Below are 26,769 nucleotides of genomic sequence, written 5' to 3'. Positions count from 1 at the left end.
GGTGTCGAGGTCGCGCAGAAGGACTTCTCCGGGTCGGGCAACACCGTCGACCACGTCGGGCACGGCACGCACGTGGCGTCGACCGCCGCGGGCTCCGGCGCCAAGTCCGGCGGGAAGTACAAGGGCGTCGCGCCCGGCGCCGAGATCCTCGACGGCAAGGTGCTCGACGACAGCGGCTTCGGCGACGACTCCGGCATCATCGCGGGCATGCAGTGGGCCGCCGACCAGGGCGCGAGGATCGCCAACCTCAGCCTCGGCGGCGAGGACACCGTCGAGCACGATCCGCTGGAGGCGGCGGTCGACCGGCTCTCCGCCGAGAAGAACATCCTCTTCGTCATCGCCGCGGGCAACGACGGCCCCGACGCCGGCACGATCGGCTCGCCGGGCAGCGCGGCCTCCGCGCTCACGGTCGGGGCGGTCGACCGCACGGACGCGATCGCCGACTTCTCCAGTGTGGGGCCGACGGCCGACGGGTCGCTCAAGCCCGACATCACGGCCCCCGGCGTGGACATCGTGGCGGCGAAGGCGGCGCAGGGCCAGCTCGGTGATCCGGCCGCCGACGGATACGTGTCGATGTCGGGCACGTCGATGGCGACCCCGCATGTGGCGGGCGCCGCCGCGATCCTCGCGCAGCAGCACCCCGACTGGAGCGGGCAGCGGATCAAGCAGGCGCTGACCGCCTCCGCGAAGCCGGGCACCGGCCTGACGCCGTTCCAGCAGGGCACCGGCCGCGCGGATCTGGCCAAGGCGATCACTCAGAGCGTGGTGAGCGAGCAGACGTCGGTGAACTTCGGTCTCCAGCAGTGGCCGCACACCGACGACAAGCCGGTGACCAGGCAGGTCACCTACCGCAACACCGGCACCAAGGCGGTCACCCTCGACCTGTCGCTGCAGACCACCGGCCCCCAGGGCAAGCCCGCCCCCGCCGGCTTCTTCACCGCCGACGCCGACCGCGTCACCGTCCCCGCCGGTGGCACCGCGAGCGTCGGCGTCACCTCGAACACCCGGACCGGCAGTGTGGACGGCGCGTTCTCCGGCACCCTGGTCGCCAAGGCCACCGCGGGCGGCCAGAGCGTCCGTACCACCTTCGGTGTGATCCGTGAGGTCGAGTCGTACGACCTCACGATGAAGTTCATCGACACCAAGGGCAAGCCCGCCGGCGCGACGGCCACCGTCTACGGGCACGACGGCGACTTCTGGAAGGACGCCTCCGGCGCCGGCAGTGCCAAGATCCGGGTCCCGAAGGGCACCTACCTTCTCGACGTCCCCGTCGAGATCCCGAAGCCGGGCGGCGGCGAACCGGACGTGGCCCTGATGGTCCAGCCCGGGATCTCGGTCACGAAGAACGCGACGGTGACCTTCGACGCCCGCAAGACGAAGCCGGTCGCCATCACCGCGCCGGAGTCCGCGAAGGCGGGCGACGCCTACCTCAACTACCTGCTGGACACCCCGTCCACCTCGCTCGCCAGCACCTACTTCCTGAACACCTTCAAGGGCCTCAGGACCGCGCAGGTCGGCGCCGCGCTGCCCGGCAAGCAATTCTCCACCCAGCTCAGCGGCCTGTGGCAGAAGGGCAGCACCAGCTACAACCTGCTCTACAACCGGCCCGGTTCGATGTACACCGGCTTCACCCACAAGGCGGCCAAGAGTGAACTGGCCCAGGTCAACCTGAAGATCGGCTCGTCCGCCAAGAGCCGCTACGGCACCGTCAACGCCTTCTGGTCCACCCCGCAGGTCGGCCTCGGCACGGTCACCGCGCCGTTCCCGCTGCCCGGCACCGCGAAGACCTACGTCACCACGCCCAAGGGATTCACGTGGGAGTTCGGCGTCGGCCAGCAGGGCCGCACGGAGGAAGACGGCGGTGAGGCGAACTTCACCGACAAGGCCACGACCTACCAGCCGAAGAAGACGTATGACAAGGTCTACAACGTCGGTGTGTTCAGCCCCAAGGTGGACGCGAACAACCTCGCGCAGCGCCTCGGCAACGAAATGGCCGTCTGCGTCGCTCCGTTCGCCGACGGCGCCGGACACCCCGGCAACTCGTCCGTGACCAAGCAGCGGACCGTCATCAGCGCCGACAGCAAGAAGATCGTCGATGTGAACGGCGAACTCTGCCAGTTCACCGACGGGCTGCCCACGAAGTCGTCCCGCTACGTGATCAGCACGGACGCCACGCGCTCCAGCAAGGTCGCGGGCGTCAGCAGCCGCCTCGTCGCCGCCTGGAGCTACACCTCGAAGAAGACCACCGGTGAGTCGCCGGTGAACCTGCCGCTCTCCACCGTCCGCTTCGCCCCGAAGCTGGACCTGGCGAGCACCGCCGCGGCGGGCAAGAAGCTCACCGTCCCGCTGACGATCCAGGGGCCCGCCGCCGGAAAGGGCTTCAAGTCCCTCGCCGTGCAGGTCTCCTACGACGGCGGCGCGAAGTGGGCCAAGGCGCCCGTCACCACCGCGAAGGACGGCAAGAAGAGCCTGTCGCTGAGCCACCCGAAGAAGGCCACCTCGGTCTCCTTCAAGGCGAAGCTCACGGACAAGAACGGCAACACCTACGACGTGACCGTCCTGAAGGCGTACCTGCTCAAGTAGGCGGGCACGCAGGCAGGACTGGGACGTCACAGATCACCGGCCGCGCCCGGGGAACGGACACCGTTCCCCGGGCACGGCCCTGTCTCTCGCCGCCACGGCCACTGAGTACGCGTACTCAGCCACCCGGTACCGGAGTTGAGTACCCGGCGCGTGGCCGTCCGGCCTCCCGGCCGCCAGGCTGACACCATGAAGCCGAACACACGCGTACCCGGCCCCCGGGCCCGCGACGCGGGGTCTCCCGACCCACGGGTCCTCGCGGCCGCGACCCCCGCGGGCCGGGACCGGTACATCGACCTGCTGCGCGTGGCCTCGCTGGGCACCGTCGTGCTCGGCCACTGGCTGATGGCGGCCGTGACCGTCGACGCGGAGGGCCGCGCGGAGGCCGGCAACCTGCTGGCGGTCGTGCCCTCGTTGCAGATCCTGACCTGGCTGCTCCAGATCATGCCCGTCTTCTTCTTCGTGGGCGGCTTCTCGCACGCCCTGTCCTACCGCTCACTGCACCGCCGGCTCGACGGCCGGGGCGTGTACGCGGCCTTCCTGCGGGTCCGGCTGCGTCGGCTGCTGCGGCCGGTCATGCTCTTCGTCGCGATCTGGGGCGCGACCGCGCTCGCCCTGCAACTCATCGCTCCTGAAAGCCAGTTGGCGAACATCGCGGCACGGCTCGTCGCCCAGCCGCTCTGGTTCATCGGGATCTACCTGGCGATGGTGGCGCTCACCCCGCCGCTGCTGAAGCTCCACGAGCGGTACGGCTGGGCCGCGTTCGGCGCGCTCACCGCCGCCGCGGCCACCGTCGATCTGCTGCGCTTCGCCCTCGGGGTGCCCTACGTCCCGTTACTGAACTTCGCGTTCGTCTGGCTCGCCGTCCACCAGCTCGGCTTCCTCCGCGCGGACGGCCGGCTGCGGGCGCCCCGGCTCCCGGCCGCGCTCGCCATGACCGGGCCGGCCGCCGCCACCGCGCTGGTCGCCCTCGGACCGTATCCGCTCTCCATGGTGGGCATGCCGGGCGAGAAGATCAGCAACATGGCTCCGCCCACCTTCGCGCTCCTCTGCCACGGCGTCTGGCTGGTCGGCGCCGTCGAACTGCTCCGCGCCCCCGCCGCCCGGCTGCTGGCCCGCCCCCGCGTGTGGCGCGGTGTCGTCGCCGCCAACGGCATCGCCATGACCGCCTTCCTCTGGCATCTCACCGCGATGCTCGGGGTGTACGCGCTCGCCCTCGGGCTGGGCGCGCCCTTCCCCGCCCCGGGAACCGGGACCTGGTGGGCCCAGGTCCCGGTCCGGCTGGCCGCGGCGGCGGCGCTCACGGCCCTGCTGGTCGCCGTCTTCCGCGCCGCGGAGCGCCCGCCGGGCCCGGCGCTTCCGGCCGCCGCGCGCACAGCCGGGGCTCCCGCCCCTGCCGCCGGGTCCGGCCGGTGGACCGCCCGGTGGGGCGGCCCGGGCGCGGCCCTCGGTGTCACACTCACCCTGTTCGGGGTGCTCGGGCTGTCGGCCGTCGGCTTCGCCGGGCTGCTGGAGGGGCACTCCGCGGTGCTGGTCGCGGTCCCGGTCACCGCTCCGGTCGCCGTGGCCATGACGGCCGTCGGCTGGCTGCTGGTCGAGGCGGCGGGCCGCCGCGCACTCCCAGCGGCGCCGTCAACTCACGGTGCAGGGGACCCGTTCAGCGTGAAGGCGGTGGGCTTCCCGTTGCTCCCCGTCCATGAGGCCGTGAACCCCACGGCGACCGAGGAGTTCGGTGCGATCACCGCCGTGTACGAGGCGGCGGCGACACTGACCGAGGACGCGCTCTGCGACGCCGTACCGCCCCACAGGTTGGTGATTTGCTGGCCGTTCGGGAAGGCCCAGCCGAGCGTCCAGCCGTTGACGGTGGAGCTTCCGGTGTTACGGATCACGATCTCCCCCTGGAAGCCGCCGCTCCACTGGCCGCTGACCGTGTAGGCGACCGCGCAGGAAGCCGTCGTCCCGCCGCCCGGCGCGGTGGTCACCCGTACGGTCGCCGACCGCGCCGACCGGTTGCCCGCCGCGTCCCGCGCGTAGACGGCGAAGTCGTACGCCGTCGCGGCGGAGAGCCCCGTGACGGTCACCGAGGGGGTGGCGGAGGTCGCCGCGGCCGTCTCGGCGGCACCGCTCACACGCACCACGTCGTACGCGGTCACCCCCACCGCGTCCGTGGACGCGGCCCAGGACAGGGTGACCGAGGTGGCGGTCACGTTCGAGGCGGCCGGTGTCCCGGGGGTGGTGGGCGCCGTGGTGTCGCCGCCGGACGAACCACCGTAGACCGTCGCCTGCTTGGCGGTGGCGGCGATCCCGTTGGCGCCCCGGAAGATGCGCTGTCCCCACGCGCTCAGCGCGTTCGGGTCGAAGCCGGTCGCCATGTCGAGGTACTCGACACCACCGCTGTTGCCACTCCACGACCAGCCGAGATAGCCGAGGCCGAGGGACTGGGTGGTGGACATGATGGCGTCCTCGTCCGGGTCGCCGTCCGAGTGCAGCTGGCCGAACTCGCCGACCAGGATGGGGAGTCCGGCGCTGACGAAGCTGTTCAGATACGAGGAGACCTCGGCCGCCGTGTCGAAGACGCCGTACATGTGGATCGAGAACATGGTGTTGCGGTCGGGGTCGGCGGCGAAGACGGATGCCGCGTTGTCCCGCATGGTGAAGGCCCAGTCCTGGCCCCAGTTGGGCCCGTCGACCATCAGGGTGTGGTCGAAACCGGCGTTCCGCAGCCGCTGGATCGCCGCCTTGGTGTCGGCCGTCCACCCCGCGTAATTGGTGTTGCCGTAGGGCTCGTTGCCGATGTTGACGATGACGTAGTTCTCCTGGCCGGTCAGCGCGCTCTGCACACTGATCCAGTAGTCGGCGGCGCGGGAGAGGGAGACCGCCGCGCTCTGTTCGCCGTAACCGGTGGTGTCATGTGCCTCCAGCACACAGATCAGCTTGTTCTGCTTGCACTGCGCGATGACGTTCGCGACGTCGGTGGCGTCGTTCCTGGTCCACTGGTCGCCGGTGCTGAGCACCACCCGGACGGTGTTGGCGCCCAGCGCCTTGATGTCTTTGAGCGCCGACGTGGTACGGCTCGGGTACCAGGTGTGGGCGTGGTTGACACCACGCATGACGAAGTCGTTGCCGTTGCCCTCCAGCAGCCGTCCGCCGCTGATGTGCAGACCGGTGGCGCGGACGGCCGACTGCGCGGGCGAGGCGGCCAGGCCGAGGGCGAGGAGCGAGAGGACGGAGAGGAGCAGGCCGAGGAGTGTGGCCCGGGACGTTCCGGTGGGGGGTCGCGGTCTCATGGGGGTCTCCCGGATAGGTGGACGGTACAGGGTCAGCCGGCCGTGCAGCCCGTGACCCGCGCGGCCGGAGCGGCGGTCCCGGGCCGGGTGGCGATGAAGCCGAACGCGGTGGAGGCGCCGGAGGCGAGCGCGCCGTTCCAGGACACATGGCCGACCGTCGCGCCACCGGTGGCCGTGGTCAGCACCCCGTTCCACACCTGGGTGATCGCCTCACCGCCCGGCAGCGTCAGCCCGACGGACCAACCGCGCAGCGCGGAGGCCCCGTTGTTCGTCACCGTCACCTCCGCCTGGTAACCGCCCTGCCATGTGGAGACGGTCCTGACCGACGCACCGCACCCGGCGCCGCCCGGCCCGGTCGGGGTCGGAGTGGGCGTCGGATCCGGTGAACCGGGTGTCAGCAGCGCGGTCAGCGCCGGATACCAACGGGCCGCGATCTTGTTGTCACCGGAGCTGTTCGGATGCACTCCGTCATAGGTGTCGGCGGCCGTGCCGAAGCCGGTCCACTGGTCCACGGCGATCACCGGCGAGCGGGCGGTGGTCCGCCCGGCGGCCCACGCGGGGATACGGCTGTTGAGATCCACCACGCGCTGGGCGCACTCGGCGCAACTGCTCGGGTTCATCGGGATGAGCTGAGCGACCAGAATCTTCATGTCGGGATTGCTCGCGCGCATCTGGCCGACGAGCGTGTCGAAGGCGGCCAGGATCCGGTCGGGCGCGATGTTGCTCCACACGTCGTTGGTGCCGAAGTGCATGACAACGATGTCCGGGCGGGTTGCGTCCAGCCAGCCGGGAAGCTGGTTCTGCGCGGCCACATTGGTCGCGAGGAAACCGCCGTGGCCCTCGTTGTCCCCGTCGTGCGGCTGCCCGCACCCCTGCGGGCCGAGGGTGCCGACGAAGTCGATCGAGGTGTAGCCGGAGTCCTGCAGGCGGTTCCAGAGCACGGACCGCCAGCAGCCGGGCGATCCGGTGATCGAGTCGCCGAGCGGCATGATCCGTACGGGGTCGGCCGCCGCGGCGGCGGTGGCGCCCGGGTGCGCGACCACCGCGGTGAGCAGGGCGGCGGTGAGGGCGAGAGCGGACAGGAGCGCCCGTAAAGCTGTGCTGTTCCGCGTATTCCGCATATCCAAGGTCCCTTCTCGTGTATGCGGAGCGAGAGGACAGAGACCCACGAACGATGATGGGAGCGCTCCCACTCGCGGCCGGAGCGGTCGGCGTTTTCTGTCGGGGGCCTGGGCACATCAATGCACCGTTGTCGGATGCACGTCAAGACTTGCGGCACGCGTGACCGCCACCGACCACCTGGCGCGGGCCGGGGGCCGTCGTGCCCGGCCGCTACGCGGCCAGGCCGGGGGCCAGGGTGATCAGCAGCGGGATCAGCGGGGTGAGGGCGGCGAACGTCGCGGTGGCGGCCCGCTGGGTCGCCCCGAGCCGGGGCGGCGGGTCGAGCAGGCGCTCCACGCGGGCGTGGAGGAGGCGGCGCGGACTGTCGCAACTGAGCACGCCGCGATGCTGGTTGAGCTCGATGAGGGCGAGCGCGGTGGTGAGGTGGCCGCAGCGCCGGGAGGCGGTGTCGTCGGCGGCGAGTTCGACGAGGCGGTGGGTCTGGTCGGCGAAGTGGGCGAAGAGCGGGACGCGGGGGAAGCCGGCCGCCAGCGCGCCGGACAGATGCAGCAGCCAGTCGTGGTGGGCCCGCGCGTGACCGAGTTCGTGGGTGAGCACCGCGTCGAGCTGACGGCCGGTGAGGCGCCGCAGCGCACCCGTGGTGATGACGAGCTGGGGTGTGGCACCGGCCAGCAGCCAGGCGTCGGGGTACTCGTCCTCCAGGACCAGCAGCGGCCCCGCGGGGACGGCGAGACCGGCGGGCAGGTCGGGGGCGCGCTCCCTCAGGTGGGCGCGGCGCACCCGGCGGCGGCGCCGGTCGTTGACCAGCTCCCGTGCGAGCATGGCGCCGGTCCATGCGGCGCCGCAGGCCAGCAGCAGGGTGAGCAGAGCCGTCCACGGTGGTACGGACGTGAGGTCGTACGCGTCGACGACCGCGGGCGGGGCCGGGGCGAAGAGGCGGGCGCGGACGGTCTCCAGGAGCGCCGCGGCCCCGAGGAGGAGCGCGGACAGGCAGCTCAGCAGCACGGTGCCGACCAGGCACTGCCACACCCACAGCGCGGTGACCGGCTCCCGCTCCGGCCACCCGGCCCGGAGCAGGGCGCGGGGTGCGAACACGGTCGCGGCGAGGCCGACCGTGGTGAGCAGGAGCAGACAGAGTGTCACGCCACGGACTCCGGGTGTGTGTCAGACGCGGTATCGGGGGTGGTACGGGGACGGTGCGGGGGTGGTACGGGATGGGACGGCGGGCGGTGGCGGCGGTGGAAGCGGTGCCCAGGCCAGCATGACGGCTGCCACGGCGGGAACGACACCCCCTGGACCCGTCGAACACGGTACGGGCGGCGCCTCCCGGGCGGCCTCCGTCGGTCGGGCCCGCAGGGCGACGCGGGCGGGCCCGCGGGTTCAGTCGCCGGCGGTGTCGGCGTCGGTGCCGCTGCCGGCTTCGCCGCCGGTGTCGCTCGTCCCGGGCGCGGTCAGGGCCAGCAGCCGCTCCCGCAGCGCCTCCTCGATGGGCGCGGGCAGATCGAACCCGCTGGTGGCCCGGAACAGCCACCAGCCGTCGGCGGCCAGCCGCGCCAGGAACAGGTCGATCTCTTCCGGATCGGTCGACCGGGGCATCGGGCTCCAGCGCGCCATCATCTCCTCCCACACCGCGGCGAGCTCCGGCTGCGTGACGGACTCGATCATGAACGCCAGATCCGCCTTGCTCGCGCCGCCCCGTGTCCCGACCCGGGCGTACGCCTCGATGGTCTCCCGTACCGTCGCCTCGTCGCGTGGCTTGCCGAGCTCCGCGACGAGTGTCTCCTCCCACGCCGCCGTCAGATGGTGCTGGATCGCCAGCAGCAGCTCGTCCCGGGTGCGGAAGTGGTACATCAGGCCGCCCTTGGTCACCCCGGCCTCCTCGGCCGCCGATTCCAGGGTCAGGCCGGTGATGCCCTCGCGCTCCGTCACGCGGATCGCCGCGTCCAGGATGAGGTTTCTCGAACTCGGTCGCATCCCGTAACTGTACCATCTGGAAGGTTGAACTCCGTCGCGCCGCGGCCCGTCGCCCGCGACCCGCGCCGACCGGCGCCGATCCGGTGAACAACCGCCCGTGCTCAGCCGTATCCCCGCTGAGCGCGCCCGTAACGGACCGGCCCCGTCGGTCCGTTCGCGCCCCGAGACCGGAACAAGGAGAGGCGACGTGCCCCAGCCGCGACCACGAGGCCGAACCGGCCCCCGCGATCCGTCCGTCACGGATCCGTCCGCCACGACCCGGCGGTGGCGGGGCTCCGGCCGCGCCACCGCTCCGAGCGCGCCGGAGGAGGCCCGTTCATGCGTACGCCGACACACCGGGTGAGGAGGCCGGGGACCCTCCTGGCGCTGGTCGGTGCCGTACTCGCGCTTCTCCTCGCCGGGGCCGGACCCGCTGCCGCGCACGCCGCCCTGCGCGGGTCGGACCCCGAGGACGCCGCGGTCCTCGACGCCGCGCCCGAGCAGGTCACCCTGACCTTCACCGAATCGGTCCGCCTCGCCGAGGGCTCCGTGCGGGTGCTGTCCCCGACGAACGAGCGGGTGAACCCGAATCCGGCGGAGCACGTGGCCGGAAAGGCGGACGCCATCCGGGTCGGGCTGCGCGGGAAGCTGCCCGACGGCACCTACACCGTGTCCTGGCGGGTCATCTCGGCGGACGGCCACCCGATCTCCGGCGCGTTCGTCTTCTCCGTCGGCGAACCCTCCGCGACGCGCGCCGAGTTGCCCGCGGAATCCCCCGACGACACCGCTGTGACCAGGGTCTACGACGCCTTCCGCTACGTCGCGTACGGCGGCTTCGCCCTGCTCCTCGGCGTCGCGGTGTTCCTCCTCCACTGCTGGCCCGCGGGCACGTCCCTGCGGTCGCTGCGCAGGCTCCTGGTCGCCGGGTGGGCGGCGTTGCTGGCCTCGACCGCCGTACTGCTGGCGCTGCGCGGGCCGTACGAGACGGGCGGCGGAGCGGCCACGGCCCTCGACCCCGGACTGCTGGGCAGCACCCTCACCGGCCGGGCCGGAATGGCCCTGGGGGTACGGCTCCTCCTCCTCGCGGTGGTGGGGGTCCTCCTCGTGCTGCTCGGGCGCCGGTTCCGTACGGCGGACTCCGCGCCGCCCGTCGGCCCCCGGCTCCGCGTGGCCGGGGGAGTGCTCACACTGGCCCTCACGGTCACCTGGGCGGCGGCCGAGCACGCGTCCGCCGGTCCCCAGGTCCCGCTGGCGATCCCCGTCGCGGTGCTGCATCTGCTCGCGATGGCCGTCTGGCTGGGCGGGCTGGTGGCGCTGGCCGCCGCCCTGTGGCGCGCACCGGCGGACGCGCCCGTCCCCGCGGCGGCGGTCGCCCGTTTCTCCCGGCTGGCCTTCACGGCGGTGGCCGTACTGGTCGTCACCGGCGTCTACCAGTCCTGGCGGCAGGTCGGCTCCTGGGAGGCACTCACCTCCACCGAGTTTGGCAGGACCCTCGTCGTCAAGGTGGTCGCCGTACTCGCCCTGCTGGTCGCGGCGGCGTACTCCCGCCGGTGGACCGGGGGCCCGTCGGCCACGGACGGCAAAGGGGTCTCCGAGGCCCAGGCGACGGACGGCGCGGAACCCCGGCCCCCCGCTCCGTCCGGCCCCCACCGGCGCGCACTGCGCCGCTCGGTGGTGGCCGAGGCGGTCCTCGGCGCGGTCGTCCTGGCGATCACCACGGTGCTCACCGGCACCCCGCCCAGCCGCGCGACCGTGGAGACGACGGCCGGGGCCGCCCTCCTCCAGGAGCCCCCGGTGGTCGTGGCCACGGTCCCGTTCGACGTCGGGACGCCGAACGGGACCGGCAAGGTCCAGCTCACCTTCGATCCGGGGCGGCCCGGCGAGAACGTGGTGGAGGCCCTGGTGTTCGCGGTCGACGGCGGCATCGCCACGGTCCCCGAGCTGCGGCTCACACTCACCCACCGCGCCGAAGGCATCGGCCCGCTCGACGCGAAACTGATCGACCGGCAGGGTTACTGGTGGACGGACAGCCTGCGCCTGCCGCTGGCCGGAACCTGGACCATGAAGCTGTCCGTGCGCACCAGCGAACTCGATCAGGTCACCGTGGAGCAGGACATCCGCATCAGGGACCGGCTCACCGGGGCGGCCGGCGGCTGAGCGCTCAACGCCGCGGAGGCTCCGGCGGGTTCGCGGGGGTCGGTGACGTACGGGAACGCAGGAACACATCCCTCGGGCAACACACAACGGCAACGGACGACGACGAAGGGCGCCAGGGCCTCGGTGGGCGGGTGGCGCCGGGGTGGAATCGCGTTGTCCTGCTACGGCCCGCAGGGCACCAACCGGTGGCGCAGGGCCACGTCCGCGGTCCCCGGAACGAGCGCGTCCGGCGTCAGGGCGCGGTGCCACGGCCGGCCGGGGTCCTCGTGGAGCGCGGGCCGCACCCGAAGGAGTACGCCGACCCCCGCCACACACTGCCGGGCGGGGGCCGCACAGGGCCGGACGACCCGGGACGGCATGGCGCCCGCGTCGCGCAGCAGCCACGCGCGGAGCAGGGCGGCCGCCAGGTTGAGGGCGGGCGTCGCCGCGAGGTTGTGGTGCCGTGCGGTCGGCCAGCGCCTGATGCCCGCCCGGCACGACCGGGCTCGCCCCGGTCGCCGTGAGCCGGCCGGGCAGCACCGCCTGCGCCACCCCGGTATCACCGACAGCGGGTCCCGCCCGGGTCCTTCCGGACTCGTTCCGAACGGCTCCGTGAGCGCGACTGGCTCAGTGAGGGCGTCCCGGCTCGGTCCTCCCGTCGGCCCGACGCTGCCGCTCGTGATGCCGGCGGGCCTTGAGCCGGTTGCCGCAGGTTCTCATCGAGCACCACCGCGCGGTGTTGGCACGGCTGTGGTCCACTAGAAAAAGTCGGCAGTCGCCGTTCGCACACGGGCGGAGCCGGCCGGGCAGTTCGTTCCGGACACGGTCCCAGGTGAGGATCAGTTCGACGGCCGGCCGCCGGTCGGCCTCGACCTCCAGGATCCAGTCCAGGCCGTCCCCGCTCAACCGGGGCACCTTGCGCGCACCCGCGACGATCGCGGCCAGGATCTCCGGCCCGCTCTCACCGCGCACCACCCTCTGCAGCGCGTCGCGGGTCTTCCTGAGCCATACCCGCTCTCCGGGGCCGCCATCCCCACCGCGCTGTACCGCCCACCCGCTCAGCGCGGGGTCGTCCCGCCACAGGTCACGCGGGACTCCGTCCGCCATGGGTGTGCTGTTCAGCGCTTCGAGCAGCACTTCCTCGCTGAACATTCCGCCTCACCTTCACTCGTAACCATCTTGACGCGCTTGACAGGTTACAGGCTCACGAGTCAACCTGGAGAGGGCCCTAACCGCATCAACGTACGTAAGGGGTTAGTCATGACTGAGGTGCGACACCGCTACGCCACCGTGCTCGGGCACCGCGTCTTCTACCGGGAAGCCGGCCCCGCCGACGCGCCCGCCGTCGTCCTGCTGCACGGATTTCCGACCAGCTCGCGCATGTTCCGGCACCTGATTCCCGCGCTGGCCGACCGGTTCCATGTCATCGCCCCCGACCATCTGGGGTTCGGGCACTCCGCCACTCCGCCCGCCGACGAGTTCGCCTACGGTTTCGACGCTCTCACCGAGGTGACCGAAGGGCTTCTCGCCCACCTGCGACTGGAGCGGTACGCGCTCTACGTGCAGGATTACGGCGCCCCCATCGGATGGCGCCTCGCGCTGCGCCACCCCCGCGCCGTCACCGCGATCGTCTCGCAGAACGGCAATGCCTACGACGAGGGATTCGTCCCCGACTTCTGGGCTCCCGTCTGGGCGTACGCGCAGGCACCGGGCCCCTTGACGGAAGCCGCCGTGCGCGGGGCCCTGAGCGAGGAAGCCATCCGGTGGCAGTACCTGAACGGGGTCGCCGAACCGGAACTGGTCGACCCGGACACCTGGGCCGCTGATCACCGGGAGATCTCCCGCCCCGGCCTCGACCGGATCCAGCTCGACCTCTTCCGTGACTACGCCACCAACCTGCCCCTCTACCCCAAAGTGCACGCGTACTTCCGCGCCACGCGGGTGCCGCTGCTGGCCATCTGGGGTGCGGGGGACGAGATCTTCGGCCCCGACGGGGCCCGGGCCTTCGCCAAGGACCTGCCGGACGCCCGGATCCAACTGGTGCCGGGCGGGGGCCACTTCCTCCTCGAAAGCCATCTGGACACGGTCGCGGGCGCGATGCGCGCCTTCCTGGAGCAAGCCCTGCACCAGGACACGCGGGACACCCCGACCCCCGCGCCCGCGTGATCCGGTTCAGACCGTGATATCCGGTTCAGACCGTGATATCCGGCAGGTCAGGCCGTCTTGATGCTCAGGCGGCCTTGACGGGTCCAGCTTCGCTCAGGCCGCCTTGACGTGGTCCAGCGCGTGATTCGGGTTGAGCACGTACTTCCGGCTCGCCCCGTGGTCGAACTCCGTGTAGCCGCGCGGCGCGTCCTCCAGCGGGATCACCGTGGCGTTGACCGCCTTGGCGATGTGGACGCGGTCGTGCAGGATCGCGTTGGCCAGACCCCGGTGGTACTGCATCACCGGGCACTGTCCCGTGGTGAACCGATGGCTCTTCGCCCAGCCGAGGCCCAGCCGTACCTTCAGCGTGCCGGTCCTGGCGTCCTGGTCGACACCGCCCGGGTCCTCCGTGACGTAGAGCCCCGGAATACCGAGCGCGCCGCCCGCCCTGACCGTGCCCATCAGGGAGTTCAGGACGGTGGCGGGCGCCTCTCCGGCGTCGCGGCCGTGGGCGCGTGCTTCGAAGCCGACCGCGTCGATCGCCGCGTCCACCTCGGGCTCGCCCAGGATCTCGGTGATCTGGTCCTCCATCGAGCCCTGCGTGAGATCGACGGTCTCACAGCCGAAGCTGCGGGCCTGGGCGAGCCGTTCGGCGTTGAGGTCGCCGACGATGACGACGGCGGAGCCGAGCAACTGGGCCGAGGCCGCGGCCGCCAGACCCACGGGTCCCGCGCCCGCCACGTACACCGTGGAGCCGACTTCCGTGCCCGCGGTCACCGCGCCATGGAAGCCCGTCGGGAAGATGTCGGACAGCATCGTGAGATCGAGGAGCTTCTCGCGAGCCGCGTCCCGGTCGGGGAAGCGGAGCAGATTGAAGTCCGCGTACGGCACCATGACGAACTGCGCCTGGCCGCCGACCCAGCCACCCATGTCGACATATCCGTATGCCGCCCCGGGGCGGGCGGGGTTGACGTTCAGGCAGATGCCGGTCTTGCGCTCCTTGCAGTTACGGCACCGGCCGCACGCGATGTTGAAGGGCACCGACACCACGTCGCCGACGTCGATGAACTCGACGTCGGGGCCGCGCTCGATGACCTCCCCGGTGATCTCGTGCCCCAGAACCAGGCCCTCGGGAGCCGTCGTACGGCCACGCACCATGTGCTGATCGCTCCCGCAGATATTGCTGGCGAGCACCTTGAGGATGACCCCGTGCCGGCATACGCGGCCCACGTTCTCCTTGGCCACGCCCGGACCGTCCTGCAGTTCGAGCGTGGGGTAATCGGTGGTCCTCACCTCCACCTCGCCCGGCTTGATGTATGCGACTGCCTTGTTTCCTCCACTCATCCTGGCTCGCCGTCCCTTCGGCTCTTCGTCCAGCGGCTGATTCTTCGCGGAACCGCGCGTGTGGTGGTCCTATATAAATCAGCCTAATCCTGCCCAAAGAAGCGGACAAGTGGCCGCAAAACGGTGCCATGCGCCTCGCTGGACTCTGCCGCGGAGGAGAGGGCCGGCGGCTGCCTCGCCCCAGGTCACGGTCTAAGCGCGCGTCACATTGCCGACCGCGGTGCGCAGGTCGTCCTCTCCGGTGCGCAGCGGCGGCAGGGCGGTTGCGTCGGCCGGATTCAGTGAGTCGAAGAGCAAGGTGATGAAGCGGGCGCGCAGGGATGGTGTCGTGCCGGGGAGGGCCAGGCCGGCCACGGCCATGACCAGGAAGTGGGGGATGTCCTCGGCGGTGAGGTCGGGCCGGATCTCGCCCGCCTGTTGCGCGCGTACCAGGAGCGGGTGGAGCGAGGCACTGAAGCGCTGGAGGACATCCACGGCGACATCGGCGAAGTTGCTGGCGAAGGTGACCAGTCCGCGCTCCTCGGTGATCAGGTCGAGCAGGAGTGTGGCGATCTCCTGGAGGGCCTGGCGCGTGTGCGGGGAGTGGGCGGCGCGCTCGACGAGGGGGATCAGGTCGGTATCGAGGATGTCCTCCAGGACGGCCCGGACGACGGCTTCCCGGTTGGGGAAGTGCCGGTACAGCGTGGCGATGCCCACGCCGGCCTCCGCCGCTATCTGCTCCAGGGAGCCCTCGCCCTTGCCCAGCACGGTCCGTCCCGCGGCGGTGATGCGCTCGATGCTGGAGCGGGCGTCGACGCGGCGCCGCGGGGTGCGGTCGTTCTTGGCTGCCATCCGTGACTCTTCCCTGCCTGTTCTGTGACGAGGGATCCCCCTCCGTCCCTGGCAGACTATCGCAGTGATAGTCACCTATCGGTTCGGTAGTACCCTCTCACTTCATGGTGTGGCCTGGGACGTCAGGCCGCCAAGCTCTGGGGAGAAATCTGTGTCCGTTCTGCTGTACCGGCTCGGAAGGTTCGCCTACGGCAAACTCTGGTACGTCATCGGCGGCTGGCTGGCCGTGCTGACGGCTGTTGTGGCGCTGCTCGTGGCCAACCCGGTCAGACTCAGCAACGAGGTGCGCATCGACGGGACCCCGTCCCAGCAGGTCATCGACGAGCTGGCCACCTCTCTGCCGGAGGCCTCCGGCGGCCAGGGCATCCTGCTCTTCAAAGCCCCGGACGGTGCCCGGATCGACGGCGGGAAGGTACGGCCCGCTCTGCTGGCCGCCGTGGACGCCGTCTACCGCCACGATCACGTCATCGACGCCAGGAAGGTGCTGGCGCGGGAAGCCGCCCGGGGGGAGAACAGTCCGCTGCTGCGGGCCCAGGCGGCGGTGGCGCAAGCGGCCGGCCGGTCTTCCGGCAGGAATCCCGTCCCGTTGCAGGCGGGCGGTCAGCCGGTGCCGGGAGTCGTCGTCTCCGCCGACGGCTCGACAGCGTTGATGCAGTTCCAGTTCGACCAGCAGACCTTCGAACTCCCGTCGGGGACGATCGACAGCACCATCGAAGCCGCCGAGCAACAGGCTGCCCGCGCCGGCCTGGAGGTTCTGCCGTCGGCGGCCATGATGGAGATTCCCGAGATCGTCGGCATCGGGGAGATCGTCGGCGTTGCCGTCGCGGCCCTCGTCCTGCTGATCACCCTGGGATCGGTCGTGGCCGCAGGCCTGCCCCTCGCCATCGCCCTGGTCGGTGTCACCGTGGGGGTGGGCGGCGCGTTCACCCTCTCCACCGTGTTCGAGATCCACTCACTCGCCGCGGTGCTGGCGCTGATGCTCGGACTCGCCGTCGGCATCGACTACGCCCTGTTCATCGTCAACCGGGAACGCCGGCTGATACTCGACGACGGCCTGGACGCCCACGAAGCGACCAGCCGGGCCGTCGGGACCGCCGGCAGCGCCGTCTTCTTCGCCGGCAGCACCGTCATCATCGCCCTGGCCGGGCTCCTGGTCATCGGCATCACACTGCTCTCCACCATGGCCCTCGTCGCGGCCGCCACGATCGCCGTCGCCGTCCTGCTCGCCCTGACCCTGCTGCCCGCCCTGCTCGGTCTGGTCAAGGAACGCGTCTGCCCCACCCGGACCCGGCACAAGGCACAGCGGCCCGAAGCCGCCGCCGACCGGGAACGAGCCGTTCGCTGGGGGACCCGCCTGGTCCGCCGCAAGTACGCCGCTCTCGCAGCGGCGATCCTGCTCCCCGTGATCCTCGCGGTGCCCGCCGCCGACATGAAGCTGGGGCTGCCCTCCGGCGCCAGCTACAACCCCGACACCGGGCAGCGCCGCGGCTACGAACTGACCAGCGACGCCTACGGTCCCGGTTACAACGGCCCGCTGCTGATCGCCGTCAACTCCACCGCCAAGGGCGAACTCCTCAGCCCCGCCACTCTCGCCGCGGTCACTTCCGACCTGAAAAGCGTCAAAGGATCGGCCTCGGTCTCCCTGGCCGGGATGAACCGGACCGGCACCACAGCCATCCTGAGCCTGATCCCCAGCAGCGGCCCGAACGACGACGCCACCCAAGAACTCGTCACCGCGATACGGGACAAGAGCGCCGGGATGAGCACGGCGCACGGCGTCACCATGGGCATATCCGGCTTCACCGCCCTCGCGATCGACGTCTCCGACCGACTCGCCGACGCCCTGCCCCTCTACGTGGCCACCGTCCTCGGCCTGTCCCTGATCGTCCTGCTCCTGGTCTTCCGCTCCCTCATGGTCCCCGTGACCGCCACCCTCGGCTTCCTCCTGACCATCGCCGCCACCTTCGGCCTCACCACCGCCGTCTTCCAATGGGGCTGGCTCCAGAACCTGATAGGACTCGACGCCACCGCACCGGTCGTGAGCCTGCTGCCCATCATCATCACCGGGGTCCTCTACGGACTCGCCATGGACTACCAGATGTTCCTGGTGACCTCCATGCGCGAGGCGCACGTGCACGGTGCCACCGCCCTCGACGCCACCGTCACCGGTTTCGCCCGCGCGAGCTCCGTCGTCCTGGCGGCCGCCACCATCATGGTGTCCGTCTTCGCCGGGTTCGTCTTCAACGCCGAACCCATGATCAAACAGGCCGGCTTCGCCCTGGCCGTCGGCATCCTCATCGACGCCTTCGTCATCCGTATGACCCTCATCCCGGCCACCATGGCACTCGCACAGGAGAAGGCCTGGTGGATCCCCGCCTGGCTGAACCGTCTGCTGCCCGACCTCGACGTCGAAGGCGACAAGCTCGCACAGAAGATCCCCCTGCCCCGCCCCACGACCCCATCACCGCACGCGGCGCCGCAGAAGGCCGACAGCATCGGCTGACCGGAGCCACCGTCTGCGTGCCGCCGCTCCGCGCCCGCACCTGCGACGCTGGTCCTGCCGCCCCTGATCATCGTGGTGACGGTTCTCTTCGCCCTGGTCGCATGCCCCGGGACGTTCACGTCGACGCACCCGGCCTCGATGCCGTCCAGGAACGCGCGGGCCTCGTCGATGTCGCCGGTGTAGATGCCGGCGGTCAGTCCCATCGGGGTGGCGTTGGCCGCGCCGAGTGCTTCCTCGAAGGAGGGTACCCGGCTGATCGTGAGGAACGGCAGGAAGTGTTCGGTGGTCGACAGTGTGTGATCGGCGGGTACGGAGGACATGATCTTCCCCTCGTAGCGTAGAGACCGTGACTGCAGGGGAAGTTGGGAGTCATGGCGGGCAAACGACGGAAGTTCGACGCGGAGTTCCGGGCAGGGGCTGTACGGATCGTCACCGAGACCGGTAAGCCGATCGCGCAGGTCGCGAAGGACCTTGGGATCAACGAGACCACGCTGGCTAGTTGGGTGTCCCGGGCTCGCAGGGCGGGCGGGGCCGAGACGGCCGGTGAGAGCGAGGAGCTCGCGCGGCTGCGGCGGGAGAACGCGCAGCTGAAGAAGGACAACAAGGAGCTGGCCATGGAGCGTGATGTGCTCAAACGCTGCATGGTCTTGTGGGTGAAGTAGCTGCGGCGGACCCGGCCGCCGTGGTCGGGGCGATCAGCGACTGCAAGACCGAGGAGAACATTCCGCATCGCATCGCCTGCCGGGCGCTGGGGGTGTCGGAGGCGTGGTTTTACAAGTGGCGCCGCCGCCCGGCCGAGCCGACGAAGCGCGAGGCCAGAAGGGCTGCCCTGGCCGAGCGGATCCGTTACTTCTTCGACCGCTCGGGCAGAACGTACGGCTCGCCGAGGATCACGCTGGATCTGTGGGAGGAGGGCTGGCAGGTGTCGCAGAACACCGTCGCTGAGACCATGTCCGAGCTCGGCCTGCAGGGCCGCACCCCGCCTCGCCGGCGCCGCTCGCTGACCCGCCCCGGCAAGCGGAAAACCACCCCTGACCTGGTGCGGCGCAAGTTCGACGCCATCGCGCCCGACGTGCTGTGGTGGGGCGACATGACGGCGATCGATACCAGCGAGGGCACGCTCTGCCTCGCATCCGTCCACGACGCCTTCTCCCGCCGGGCCCTGGGCTACGCGATGGGCGAGCGGCACGATACCGCGCTGGTCAGCGCCGCCCTGCAGATGGCGATCGCGACCAGAGGCGGCCAGGTCGACGGCGTCATCTTCCACACGGACCGCGGCAGTGAATACACATCCCGGGCGTTCCAGCAGCTCTGCGGCCGCTGGGGCGTGGTGCAGTCGATGGGGCGAGTCGGGTCGGCCCTGGACAACGCCGCCGCGGAGTCGTTCCACTCGGTCCTCAAGGTCGAGTACGTCCACCGGCATACCTTCGCCACGCGGGCCGAGGCGAGGTTGAAGATCGCGACGTGGATCGCGGACTTCTACAACACGAAGCGGCGTCACAGCGCGGCCGGCGGGAAACCGCCTGTCCAGTTCGAACGGATCATTCAGCAGGCGCGAGCCCGGACCGATCAGGAAGGCCGGGCCGCATAACCAACGTCTCTACGAAAACAGGGGATTGACATCTCACTGCTCACCTGACGCGCTACTGAACAGGGCTGCTGCGTATGCGGCGAGCGCCGCGGTCGGCAAACCACCGCCCCGGACGTGGGGGCAGCCGGATGACCGAAGGAGTGCCAGTACGTGTGGAGGTCCGGGCCGGAACTGGCCGTAGCCGTGTGATGCGCGTGCGCGGCGAGGGCTGAACTCCGAATTTAAGGGACGTCAGTGGCGGCGTCGTTGCGGGCATGGCGAGGCCCCTCTGGTGAGCACTCTCCGTAAAGGATGACGGGCAATCAAGCATGTCTGACGCATCGTTACCCATTCAAGATCATCTTGCGCACGCGTTGCACAAAGTAGCGGTGATCAATGGAAGGTCGAGAAAGGGTATAACCGCAGGTCGTCGGGCATTTAGAGGTGTCGTGTCCCTTGCCGCCAAGGGGCACGACACCCCGCCGGTCAGATGTCCCTGAAGAGACCGGGCAGCTTCGTGGCCTGTCATGACGGGTGCTTGAATGGCGCTGACCTGCGTGTACTCCCTTTCAGGTCTTTCACCCTCGTGCCCGCTGATGTGGCTGAAAGTCCCAGAGAAGTCCCAGGAGGCGCATTCGCTTCGTGCTGCCAGGAGTGATCCTCGGTCGCCCTGGAGGACGACCGCCACCCGAGGATCGCAACGTTGAGTTGCGCGGCCAAGGCAACGACCTGGCGAAGTGGCGGTCACCCTCCGGGGTGACCGAGGAGCGCAACGAGTATCGAGCGGCTGATGCGCGGGCCGACATTCGGGCAGCAAGCGACGTGATCCGCTCGATCGGAACACCCTGCAGGCGCGGGGCCGGCACGATGAATCGGGCAAGGCCCACCAGCCGCCCCGGAACACTCCCGCAGGCGCGGGGCCGACGTGCCGTTGGACGGGCTCGCGATCCCGAGCACCGGCCCCCCGCAGGCGCGGGGCGCGGTGACCTTGACCCGCCCATCGGGCAGAGTCGGAACCCCCGCCGCAGGCGCGGGGCCGACAACCAGGACCTGAATGCGAGCGGGCAGATCGTGGGAACACCCCCCGCAGGCGCGGGGCCGACTCACTCGGGGCGAGTTGCTGAGGCGTGGGGGTCGGAACACCCCCGCAGGCGCGGGGCCGACCACGGCATCACGAGCGCGATCAGCAAGGTGTACGGAACACCCCCGCAGGCGCGGGGCCGACGCCCGCCAGCCCGAATCGCCCAGACCATGAGGCGGAACACCCCCGCAGGCGCGGGGCCGACATCGCCGAGGGCTACCTGGAGGACTACCGGCTCGGAACACCCCCGCAGGCGCGGGGCCGACCTCGACGAGTACGGCAACCCCATCCAGCCCGGGGGAACACCCCCGCAGGCGCGGGGCCGACACTTGCTGAGCTGGTCTTTTACCTGCGGGAAGCCTCGATTTCATTCAGTGGGATCCGCTTGAGGCCCCCAAGGAGAATCAGTCGACAGGCGTCAGAAATGAACAATTGCGGTCAATCCCCACTCGTTGCCAGTGCCGCCACTTAAGCTGCGCAATCACCTTACTGAACTGTGTGGAGGGGACGGAGTGTTCCGCAGCGGTGTTCAATCCGGTAGTGGTGCCGATGACCTCCTCGGCGTGCTATGGGGGAAGTCCGAGGAAAAAGCCGGCGGGACGATGAACCTGCTGTTGTCGCACCTCCTGGACACAGCTGCGGTGGCTGAACGTATGTGGGACAACTTCCTTGCGCCGTCCACCAGGCGAAAACTGGATGAGATCGCAGGCGGCGCCGGCCGGGGACGGCGTCTGTTCTCCTGGCTGTGCGGGGTGCATGACTGCGGGAAGGCTACCCCGGCGTTCCAGCGGATGTGGGTGAAAGGTGCTGAGGCGGTGCGTGCCGCCGGGCTGGGCTGGTCCGAGCCGGCCATCGCTCACTGTAGGTGGCGGCATGACCGGGCTGGTGGGTATCTCTTGCAGAAACTGCTGCCGAGGAGCGGCTGGTGCGAAGAACAGGTCTCCTGGGTCTGGCCGTTGGTAGCAGGGCACCATGGCGCCTTTCCCAACCGCGCGACCACCCAGCCGGCGCTTAAGGCGCGGGGGCAGTTGGCCGGTGGCGGTCGTTGGCCCGAAGTCCAGCAGGAATTGGTAGAGCGTTTCACCGAGGACCTTGGCTTTGGTGAGCTGGCTGAGGTGGAGCCCTGCCGGGTTCCATCGCGGGCGACACAGTTGCATCTGAGTGGGCTCATTGTGATGGCGGACTGGATCGCCAGCGACGAGACGCATTTCAAAGGTGTCGATGTCCTGGCGGAGGTGACCCTTGACAACGCCCGGGTGCGCGCCGGACTGGCGTGGGAGGCGCTTGGCCTGCGCGGTGGGTGGGGTCGTCTGGCCGAGCCGGGGCCGGAGGCGTTCGCTGATCGGTTCGGGCAGAGTCCTCGTCCGTCGCAGAGGATGGTCATGGAGGCGGCACGGCGGATGGAGGCCCCGGGGCTGCTGGTGGTCGAGGCGCCGATGGGCGAGGGGAAGACGAAGGCAGCGCTGTTGGCGGCCGAAATTCTGGCGGCGAAGTTCGGGGCAGATGGTGTGTTCGTGGGAATGCCGACACAATCCACCAGCGACCCGATGTTCAGCCAGGTTCGGGCGTGGGTTGCCACGGTTGACGAGGACTTGGCTTCTCAGGTTGCCCTGCTTCATGGCAAACGGATGTTCAACAAGGAATGGCGGCGACTGCTCACGTCGGCTTGCGCCTCGGCTTCCGAGGTCAGGTTCGGCGGGATCGACGAGTACGGCGAGTGCGAGGGCGATGACCTCTACGGCGACGACCTGTACGGGGACCGCGATCCGTACTACGGGGACCGCGAAACCGCGCGAGGTGGTGCGTCGGCTCAGCCGTCGCCGCGTGGGCCCTCGGAGTGGTTCCTGGGCGCGAAGCGTGGGCTGCTGTGTCCGTTCGTGGTGGGAACCATCGACCAGTTGCTGTTCGCCGCTACCCGGACCAGACATGTGATGCTCCGTATGGCCGGCCTGGCCGGCAAAGTCGTGGTGCTCGACGAGATCCACGCTGCAGATGTGTACATGTCCCAGTTCCTCAAGGAGGGCCTGCGGTGGCTGGGGCAGGCGGGTGTCCCGGTGGTCCTGCTGTCCGCGACGCTTCCGCCGAGACAGCGCCGTGAGCTGATCGACGCGTACCTCGCCGGTGCGGTGTCCCGCGAGGAGTTCACGGCCGAGGGCCTCCCTGACCCGGTGGGGTATCCGTCGGTCAGCGCCACGTGGATGGCGCCCGACGGCTCCGGTCCGCATTTCGCTGTCGAAGACTGTGCCGGCTGGCGCAACGATCTCGCCGTCGCTGTCGATTTCATGCCGGAGACGATTCCCGGCCCGCAGACGTCGTACGAACAGAGGGAAGCGATCAAGGCAGAGGTGAACGCTTCGGTCGCCGCGTACCTCGGCCGCGAGCTTGCCGACGGCGGCTGCGCGCTGGTGATCCGGAACACCGTGGACCGAGCGCAGTCTCTTTACACCGAACTCCGCAAGTCCTTCAGTGACGAGGTGCTCCTGCTGCACGGGCGCATCGCCGTCGGACCGCGAGCTGACCGTACGGAAAAGTGCCTGAGCCTGCTCGGCGCGGCGAAGGAGGGCCTGCCCGGCCGACCGGCGCGGTTGATCGTGGTCGCTACTCAAATCGCGGAGCAGTCGTTCGACGTTGACGCGGATCTCCTGGTCACAGACCTTGCCCCGATCGACCTGGTGCTTCAGCGGGTTGGCCGTCTGCACCGTCATGAGGCAACTCGGCGTTGCGGTCGGCTGGTCAGAGCTCGTGTGGTGATCACCGGTTTCGCCCGTGCGGACGGTACGCGCGAGGTCACGGACTTCGAAGGCGGTACGACGGTACTGGAGCGTCCCGCACCGCGGTTTCTCGGCGGGTCCGAGTTCATCTACGGGCGCCACCTGCTTCTCAGGTCGGCCGCGCTGCTGTTCACAGCTGGGGACGGGTGGCGTATTCCGAGGCAGGTTCCGGAACTGGTCGCCGCCGGTTACGGGGAGGGCGAGAACGGGCTGCCGCAGGTGTGGCGCGAGGATGCGGAGTCGGCTCGGCTGCGGTGGGAGGACGAACAGCGGCGCCGGGCTGACAACGCGTCCGGCTGCCTCCTGACCCGGCGTGGTGACAGAGAAGGCACGACTCTGTCCGGACTGCACTATTCCTCGGTTCCGGGTGCGGGCCGTGACACGGACCTGGACGCGGTGGTCCGTGACGGCGAGGCCAGTACGGAGGTCATCGTCGTGACACACGACGGTGAGACGTACCGGACCCTGGCGGGACGTGCCCTGACGGTGAACGGAGACGTTCCGGATGAACTGCTGGAGGAGGTCCTCGGCGGGACGGTGCGGCTTCCTCCGCGCTATACGGCTGCTGCGGCTCAAGAGCTTGCACCACTGCCGGGATGGCTCGGTCACCCGCGGCTCGGATACAGCCCGGCGCTCGTCCTCGACTCCGGACACGGAACGGTTCTCGCCGATCGGGTAGTGCGTTACGAGCAGGACTTGGGGCTGGTGGAGGAGGGGGCTCCTGCCGGGTCCGGGAGATAACGGTAGGGAGAACCGGCTCTCGGCGTTCCGCGGAGCTTGCGGGGGAGAGCGGGAGAGATCTCCTGGATCTCTGTTCGGTCGACATTGCGGCGAACCTTTGGCCATTGATTCGGGCTTATCTGTTTTTCCTCTCGCGTTGCTTTTTGGTGTGTAGGGTTGCTTATGTGTCATGGGGTGGAAAAAGGGCTTGGGGGCACCGAGTTGTTCAATTTACTGGATGAGCCATGGCTGCCCGCAAGGGGCCTGGACGGTTCCGCGGAGCCAAATTCCCCGGATCTTTACGTGCTTGAGGAGGTCGGGCTGCGTCACTTACTCCTGAAGGCGGATCGTTTTCAGGATCTCGTGGTCGATCTGCCGACTCAGAAGCCCGCGATTTTCCGCCAGTTGCTGTTGCCCGTCGTGATGCACGCTCTCGGCCGACCGGCGGATGCCACCCAGTGGATGGAAATGTTCCAGGCCGGCGCTTTCACGCCGGAGCAGAAAAAGAAGCTCACCGGCTATCTGGACGATCACCGTCATCTCTTTGATCTGTTCCACGCTGCCGAGCCTTTCGGACAGGTCGCCGAACTGCACACGGCCAAGGGGGAGACCAAGGGAGCGGCCCTACTCGTCGCGACGGCCGCTACCGGGAACAATGTGCCGCTGTTCTCCTCCCGCACGGAGGGTGATCCGCTGGAGCTGCCCCCCGCGCAGGCGGCCCGCTGGCTTGTGCACACCCAATGCTGGGACACGGCCGCCATCAAGACCGGCGTCGTCGGAGACCCGAAGGCGAAATCCGGAAAGACGACGGGCAACCCGACCGGGCCACTGGGGCAGTTGGGCGTCGTCATGCCGATGGGCAGCACGGTGTACGAGACCCTTCTGCTGAACATTCCCTTTGGGCAGGCGCCTCTGTCGGACGACCTGCCGCAGTGGCTCCGGCGCGCAAAGGAAGGCAGGGTCGAGGACACCCTGTCGTGTGCCACCCCCGCATGGCAGACACGGTCGGCTCGCGGACTGCTGGATCTGTGGACCTGGCAGTCACGGCGTATCCGGCTGATCCCCGAGGAGACCCCTGCCGGGACACGGGTCACCCGAGTCATCGTGGCAGCCGGCGACCGGCTCACCGCAACGCCCGCGGACGAGCCCCACACCACGTGGAGTAGAGACCGGCCCTCATCACGAACCAAGAAGACCGGCACGTCTGGCAAGACCGCAGCACCGACGAGCGAGCGGCCCCGCAGGCATCAACCGGGACGAGCGGCCTGGCGCGGTCTCGAAGCCCTGCTGGCCATCGAGAGCGCCACCATGGACTACGAGGCGACCGCCACCCGCGCCGGTTTCCGCTCCAGTGTCCTGCTCAGCTCCCTCAGTGAAACGGTCGGCCGGATGCCGCAGACGTACCCGCTCCAGGTGGAGCTGACCGGCATCGCCTATGGCAACCAGTCCGCCGTCATCGAAGACGTCTTCTTCGACCGGATTCCCCTGCCGATGGCCGCGCTGGACCCGGACGGCATCATCTACGGCTCGCTTCTGGCCGCTGTGGACCAGGCCGAGAAACTGGCCGCGGCCGTCAACAACCTCTCCGGGGATCTTCGGCGGGCCGCCGGCAGCGAACCGATTCCCTGGGACAAGGGGCAACGCCCCGGCGACACCCTGCTGCACGCGCTCGACCCGGTCGTGCGGCGCCTGCTGGCCGGGCTGCGTGGGGTGGGAGAGGACTTCGACCTGTCCGAGCGCGGGCTTGAGGCATGGGAGGAGAAAGCCGGACGCGCGACATGGAAGGTGGCCGAACAGGTCTTCTCCACCGCTGCGCCCGCCCTGTTCACCGGCCGCTCGGTAACCCGGGACGGCAAGGAGTACGTGTACCGGCTCAGTACCGCTGAGCGGAACTTCCGAGACCGTCTCGACGCGGTCCTCACACGCCGCTCGGCACGGCTCAAGGGCCGGTGAACCACCACGTCGCACGTTCCTGGCACCACTTCGCATCCGATGGCCTCTGACCGAAGGGGACCGCTGTGTCCACTACCCCGCAGACCGACACCACACATGTCACCGCCCCCGACATCCGCCGCTACTGGGCGCGACACGTGGACGGCAATGGTGCCTGGCGCAAGCAGCCGGCGGGCAGGACACCCATGCGCCCACCCGGCGAGGACCTGGCGGCACTGCGCTCCGGACTGGGGAGACCGGCGGGCACCGTACCGGCACTGTGGCGTTTCTACACCAGCCCCGTCGACGGGCGGGTAACGCCGGAGCTCGAAGCCGAACACGCGGCCCTGTCGCTCTACGGCCTGCACCAGCAGAGTCAGAGCCGTCCCATGCACAAGCCCGGTATTCACGTGGGGACCGCACTACGAACGCTTCACCGCAGCGGACGCTTCGGTGAGGAGGCTGTCGACCGCCGCGTCGCCGCGGCGGTTCACACCTCGTCCGTCACCGCTCTGGTCTACCGCTTGCGCGGGCTGGTCACTCAACTGCGCTCGGTGGAAGCGCCGCTTGACTACAACCGTCTGCTCCACGACATCAAGCGCTGGCACTACGCCGAGTCCCGGCAAAGTGTCCGCAGGGACTGGGGCCTCGCCTATCACGAGTGGAGCGCCCGCAGCGACAAGGAAGCCCCGACGGAAGCGCGCTGACCACGCCGCGGCTGCAGGCGGGCGGACCGTGCTGATACCCAGCTTCGGCTCCCGGCCTCGGAGTTTGTATCGCCTCACCTGCAGCGG

16 protein-coding genes and 2 pseudogenes are annotated in these 26,769 nt (G+C 69.9%); 10 read left to right on the top strand and 8 right to left on the bottom strand.

The annotated features are described in order from the left end of the window. Both AB0P17_RS22610 and AB0P17_RS22605 read left to right on the top strand, forming a co-directional pair. A partial coding sequence (locus tag AB0P17_RS22610; RefSeq protein ID WP_365813592.1) for a S8 family serine peptidase occupies window positions 1-2,583 on the top strand: 2,583 nt, incomplete at its 5' end. Between the two features lie 186 nt (window positions 2,584-2,769). After that, window positions 2,770-4,194: pseudogene (locus tag AB0P17_RS22605) on the top strand (acyltransferase); the annotation flags it as partial. Window positions 4,195-4,217: 23 nt separating this feature from the next. Here the strand turns inward: AB0P17_RS22605 and AB0P17_RS22600 are convergent. From AB0P17_RS22600 to AB0P17_RS22585, 4 genes are all read right to left on the bottom strand, one after another. Further along, window positions 4,218-5,867, bottom strand: coding sequence for a cellulase family glycosylhydrolase (locus AB0P17_RS22600; RefSeq protein ID WP_365813591.1), 1,650 nt, complete (start codon window positions 5,865-5,867; stop codon window positions 4,218-4,220). 32 nt (window positions 5,868-5,899) lie between these two features. After that, a complete protein-coding gene (locus tag AB0P17_RS22595; RefSeq protein ID WP_365813589.1) occupies window positions 5,900-6,988 on the bottom strand; it encodes a cellulose binding domain-containing protein in 1,089 nt (362 codons plus the stop codon). A gap of 211 nt (window positions 6,989-7,199) precedes the next feature. Beyond that, window positions 7,200-8,132: a M56 family metallopeptidase gene (locus AB0P17_RS22590; protein WP_365813588.1), complete on the bottom strand. Its 933-nt coding sequence runs from the start codon at window positions 8,130-8,132 to the stop codon at window positions 7,200-7,202. Window positions 8,133-8,369: 237 nt separating this feature from the next. Next, entirely contained in the window at window positions 8,370-8,963 is a 594-nt protein-coding gene (locus tag AB0P17_RS22585; protein ID WP_365813586.1) for a TetR/AcrR family transcriptional regulator, read from the bottom strand. A 318-nt stretch (window positions 8,964-9,281) separates the two neighbouring features. Here AB0P17_RS22585 and AB0P17_RS22580 point away from each other — a divergent pair, with 318 nt between their 5' ends. Continuing rightward, a complete protein-coding gene (locus tag AB0P17_RS22580; RefSeq protein ID WP_365813584.1) occupies window positions 9,282-11,099 on the top strand; it encodes a copper resistance protein CopC in 1,818 nt (605 codons plus the stop codon). A gap of 606 nt (window positions 11,100-11,705) precedes the next feature. On the opposite strand, the gene AB0P17_RS22575 is transcribed toward AB0P17_RS22580, so the two are convergent. Continuing rightward, window positions 11,706-12,230, bottom strand: a complete 525-nt coding sequence (locus AB0P17_RS22575; protein ID WP_365813582.1) for a CGNR zinc finger domain-containing protein — start codon at window positions 12,228-12,230, stop codon at window positions 11,706-11,708. Window positions 12,231-12,338: 108 nt separating this feature from the next. Here AB0P17_RS22575 and AB0P17_RS22570 point away from each other — a divergent pair, with 108 nt between their 5' ends. Next, complete coding sequence (locus tag AB0P17_RS22570; RefSeq protein ID WP_365813580.1) at window positions 12,339-13,244, top strand: alpha/beta hydrolase; 906 nt, start codon at window positions 12,339-12,341, stop codon at window positions 13,242-13,244. Window positions 13,245-13,337: 93 nt separating this feature from the next. On the opposite strand, the gene fdhA is transcribed toward AB0P17_RS22570, so the two are convergent. Next, window positions 13,338-14,567, bottom strand: a complete 1,230-nt coding sequence (gene fdhA / locus AB0P17_RS22565) for a formaldehyde dehydrogenase, glutathione-independent (protein WP_365813578.1) — start codon at window positions 14,565-14,567, stop codon at window positions 13,338-13,340. A 192-nt stretch (window positions 14,568-14,759) separates the two neighbouring features. Further along, on the bottom strand, window positions 14,760-15,398 hold the full coding sequence (locus AB0P17_RS22560) for a TetR/AcrR family transcriptional regulator (RefSeq protein ID WP_365813576.1): 639 nt from the start codon (window positions 15,396-15,398) through the stop codon (window positions 14,760-14,762). A 151-nt stretch (window positions 15,399-15,549) separates the two neighbouring features. Between AB0P17_RS22560 and AB0P17_RS22555 the strand changes: the two genes are divergently transcribed. Continuing rightward, window positions 15,550-17,901, top strand: coding sequence for an MMPL family transporter (locus AB0P17_RS22555; RefSeq protein WP_365813574.1), 2,352 nt, complete (start codon window positions 15,550-15,552; stop codon window positions 17,899-17,901). 158 nt (window positions 17,902-18,059) lie between these two features. Here the strand turns inward: AB0P17_RS22555 and AB0P17_RS22550 are convergent. Beyond that, window positions 18,060-18,221: pseudogene (locus AB0P17_RS22550) on the bottom strand (aldehyde dehydrogenase family protein); the annotation flags it as partial. Between the two features lie 51 nt (window positions 18,222-18,272). On the opposite strand from AB0P17_RS22550, the gene AB0P17_RS22545 reads away from it, so the two are divergent. The 5 genes from AB0P17_RS22545 to casB all read left to right on the top strand — a co-directional run bounded on the left by AB0P17_RS22545 (window position 18,273) and on the right by casB (window position 26,682). Further along, window positions 18,273-18,563: a transposase gene (locus AB0P17_RS22545; protein WP_365813572.1), complete on the top strand. Its 291-nt coding sequence runs from the start codon at window positions 18,273-18,275 to the stop codon at window positions 18,561-18,563. 20 nt (window positions 18,564-18,583) lie between these two features. After that, the gene (locus AB0P17_RS22540) at window positions 18,584-19,492 is read left to right on the top strand and encodes an IS3 family transposase (protein ID WP_365813570.1); all 909 of its coding nucleotides are present in this window, start codon (window positions 18,584-18,586) and stop codon (window positions 19,490-19,492) included. A 1,572-nt stretch (window positions 19,493-21,064) separates the two neighbouring features. Continuing rightward, window positions 21,065-24,064 carry a CRISPR-associated helicase Cas3' gene (gene cas3, locus AB0P17_RS22535; protein WP_365813568.1) on the top strand — a complete coding sequence of 1,000 codons (3,000 nt, stop codon included), beginning with the start codon at window positions 21,065-21,067 and terminating at the stop codon, window positions 24,062-24,064. Between the two features lie 162 nt (window positions 24,065-24,226). Next, on the top strand, window positions 24,227-25,996 hold the full coding sequence (casA, locus tag AB0P17_RS22530) for a type I-E CRISPR-associated protein Cse1/CasA (RefSeq protein ID WP_365813566.1): 1,770 nt from the start codon (window positions 24,227-24,229) through the stop codon (window positions 25,994-25,996). A 65-nt stretch (window positions 25,997-26,061) separates the two neighbouring features. Further along, window positions 26,062-26,682 carry a type I-E CRISPR-associated protein Cse2/CasB gene (gene casB, locus AB0P17_RS22525; protein ID WP_365813564.1) on the top strand — a complete coding sequence of 207 codons (621 nt, stop codon included), beginning with the start codon at window positions 26,062-26,064 and terminating at the stop codon, window positions 26,680-26,682. Window positions 26,683-26,769 lie beyond the last annotated feature (87 nt).

It is taken from the genome of Streptomyces sp. NPDC088124 (assembly GCF_040685895.1).
In the GTDB taxonomy this organism is placed as follows: Bacteria; Actinomycetota; Actinomycetes; order Streptomycetales; family Streptomycetaceae; genus Streptomyces.
Note: the sequence above shows the minus strand (reverse complement) of the source record. Positions and strands in the feature narration are given on the sequence as shown.

Excerpts from the sequence above, each read along its gene's own strand:
- AB0P17_RS22600 (WP_365813591.1), bottom strand. The coding sequence starts at position 5,867 with ATGAGACCGCGACCCCCCACCGGAACGTCCCGGGCCACACTCCTCGGC.
- AB0P17_RS22595 (WP_365813589.1), bottom strand. The coding sequence starts at position 6,988 with ATGCGGAATACGCGGAACAGCACAGCTTTACGGGCGCTCCTGTCCGCT.
- AB0P17_RS22585 (WP_365813586.1), bottom strand. The coding sequence starts at position 8,963 with ATGCGACCGAGTTCGAGAAACCTCATCCTGGACGCGGCGATCCGCGTG.
- AB0P17_RS22580 (WP_365813584.1), top strand. The coding sequence starts at position 9,282 with ATGCGTACGCCGACACACCGGGTGAGGAGGCCGGGGACCCTCCTGGCG.
- AB0P17_RS22575 (WP_365813582.1), bottom strand. The coding sequence starts at position 12,230 with ATGTTCAGCGAGGAAGTGCTGCTCGAAGCGCTGAACAGCACACCCATG.
- AB0P17_RS22570 (WP_365813580.1), top strand. The coding sequence starts at position 12,339 with ATGACTGAGGTGCGACACCGCTACGCCACCGTGCTCGGGCACCGCGTC.
- fdhA (WP_365813578.1), bottom strand. The coding sequence starts at position 14,567 with ATGAGTGGAGGAAACAAGGCAGTCGCATACATCAAGCCGGGCGAGGTG.
- AB0P17_RS22560 (WP_365813576.1), bottom strand. The coding sequence starts at position 15,398 with ATGGCAGCCAAGAACGACCGCACCCCGCGGCGCCGCGTCGACGCCCGC.
- AB0P17_RS22545 (WP_365813572.1), top strand. The coding sequence starts at position 18,273 with ATGGCGGGCAAACGACGGAAGTTCGACGCGGAGTTCCGGGCAGGGGCT.
- casA (WP_365813566.1), top strand. The coding sequence starts at position 24,227 with ATGTGTCATGGGGTGGAAAAAGGGCTTGGGGGCACCGAGTTGTTCAAT.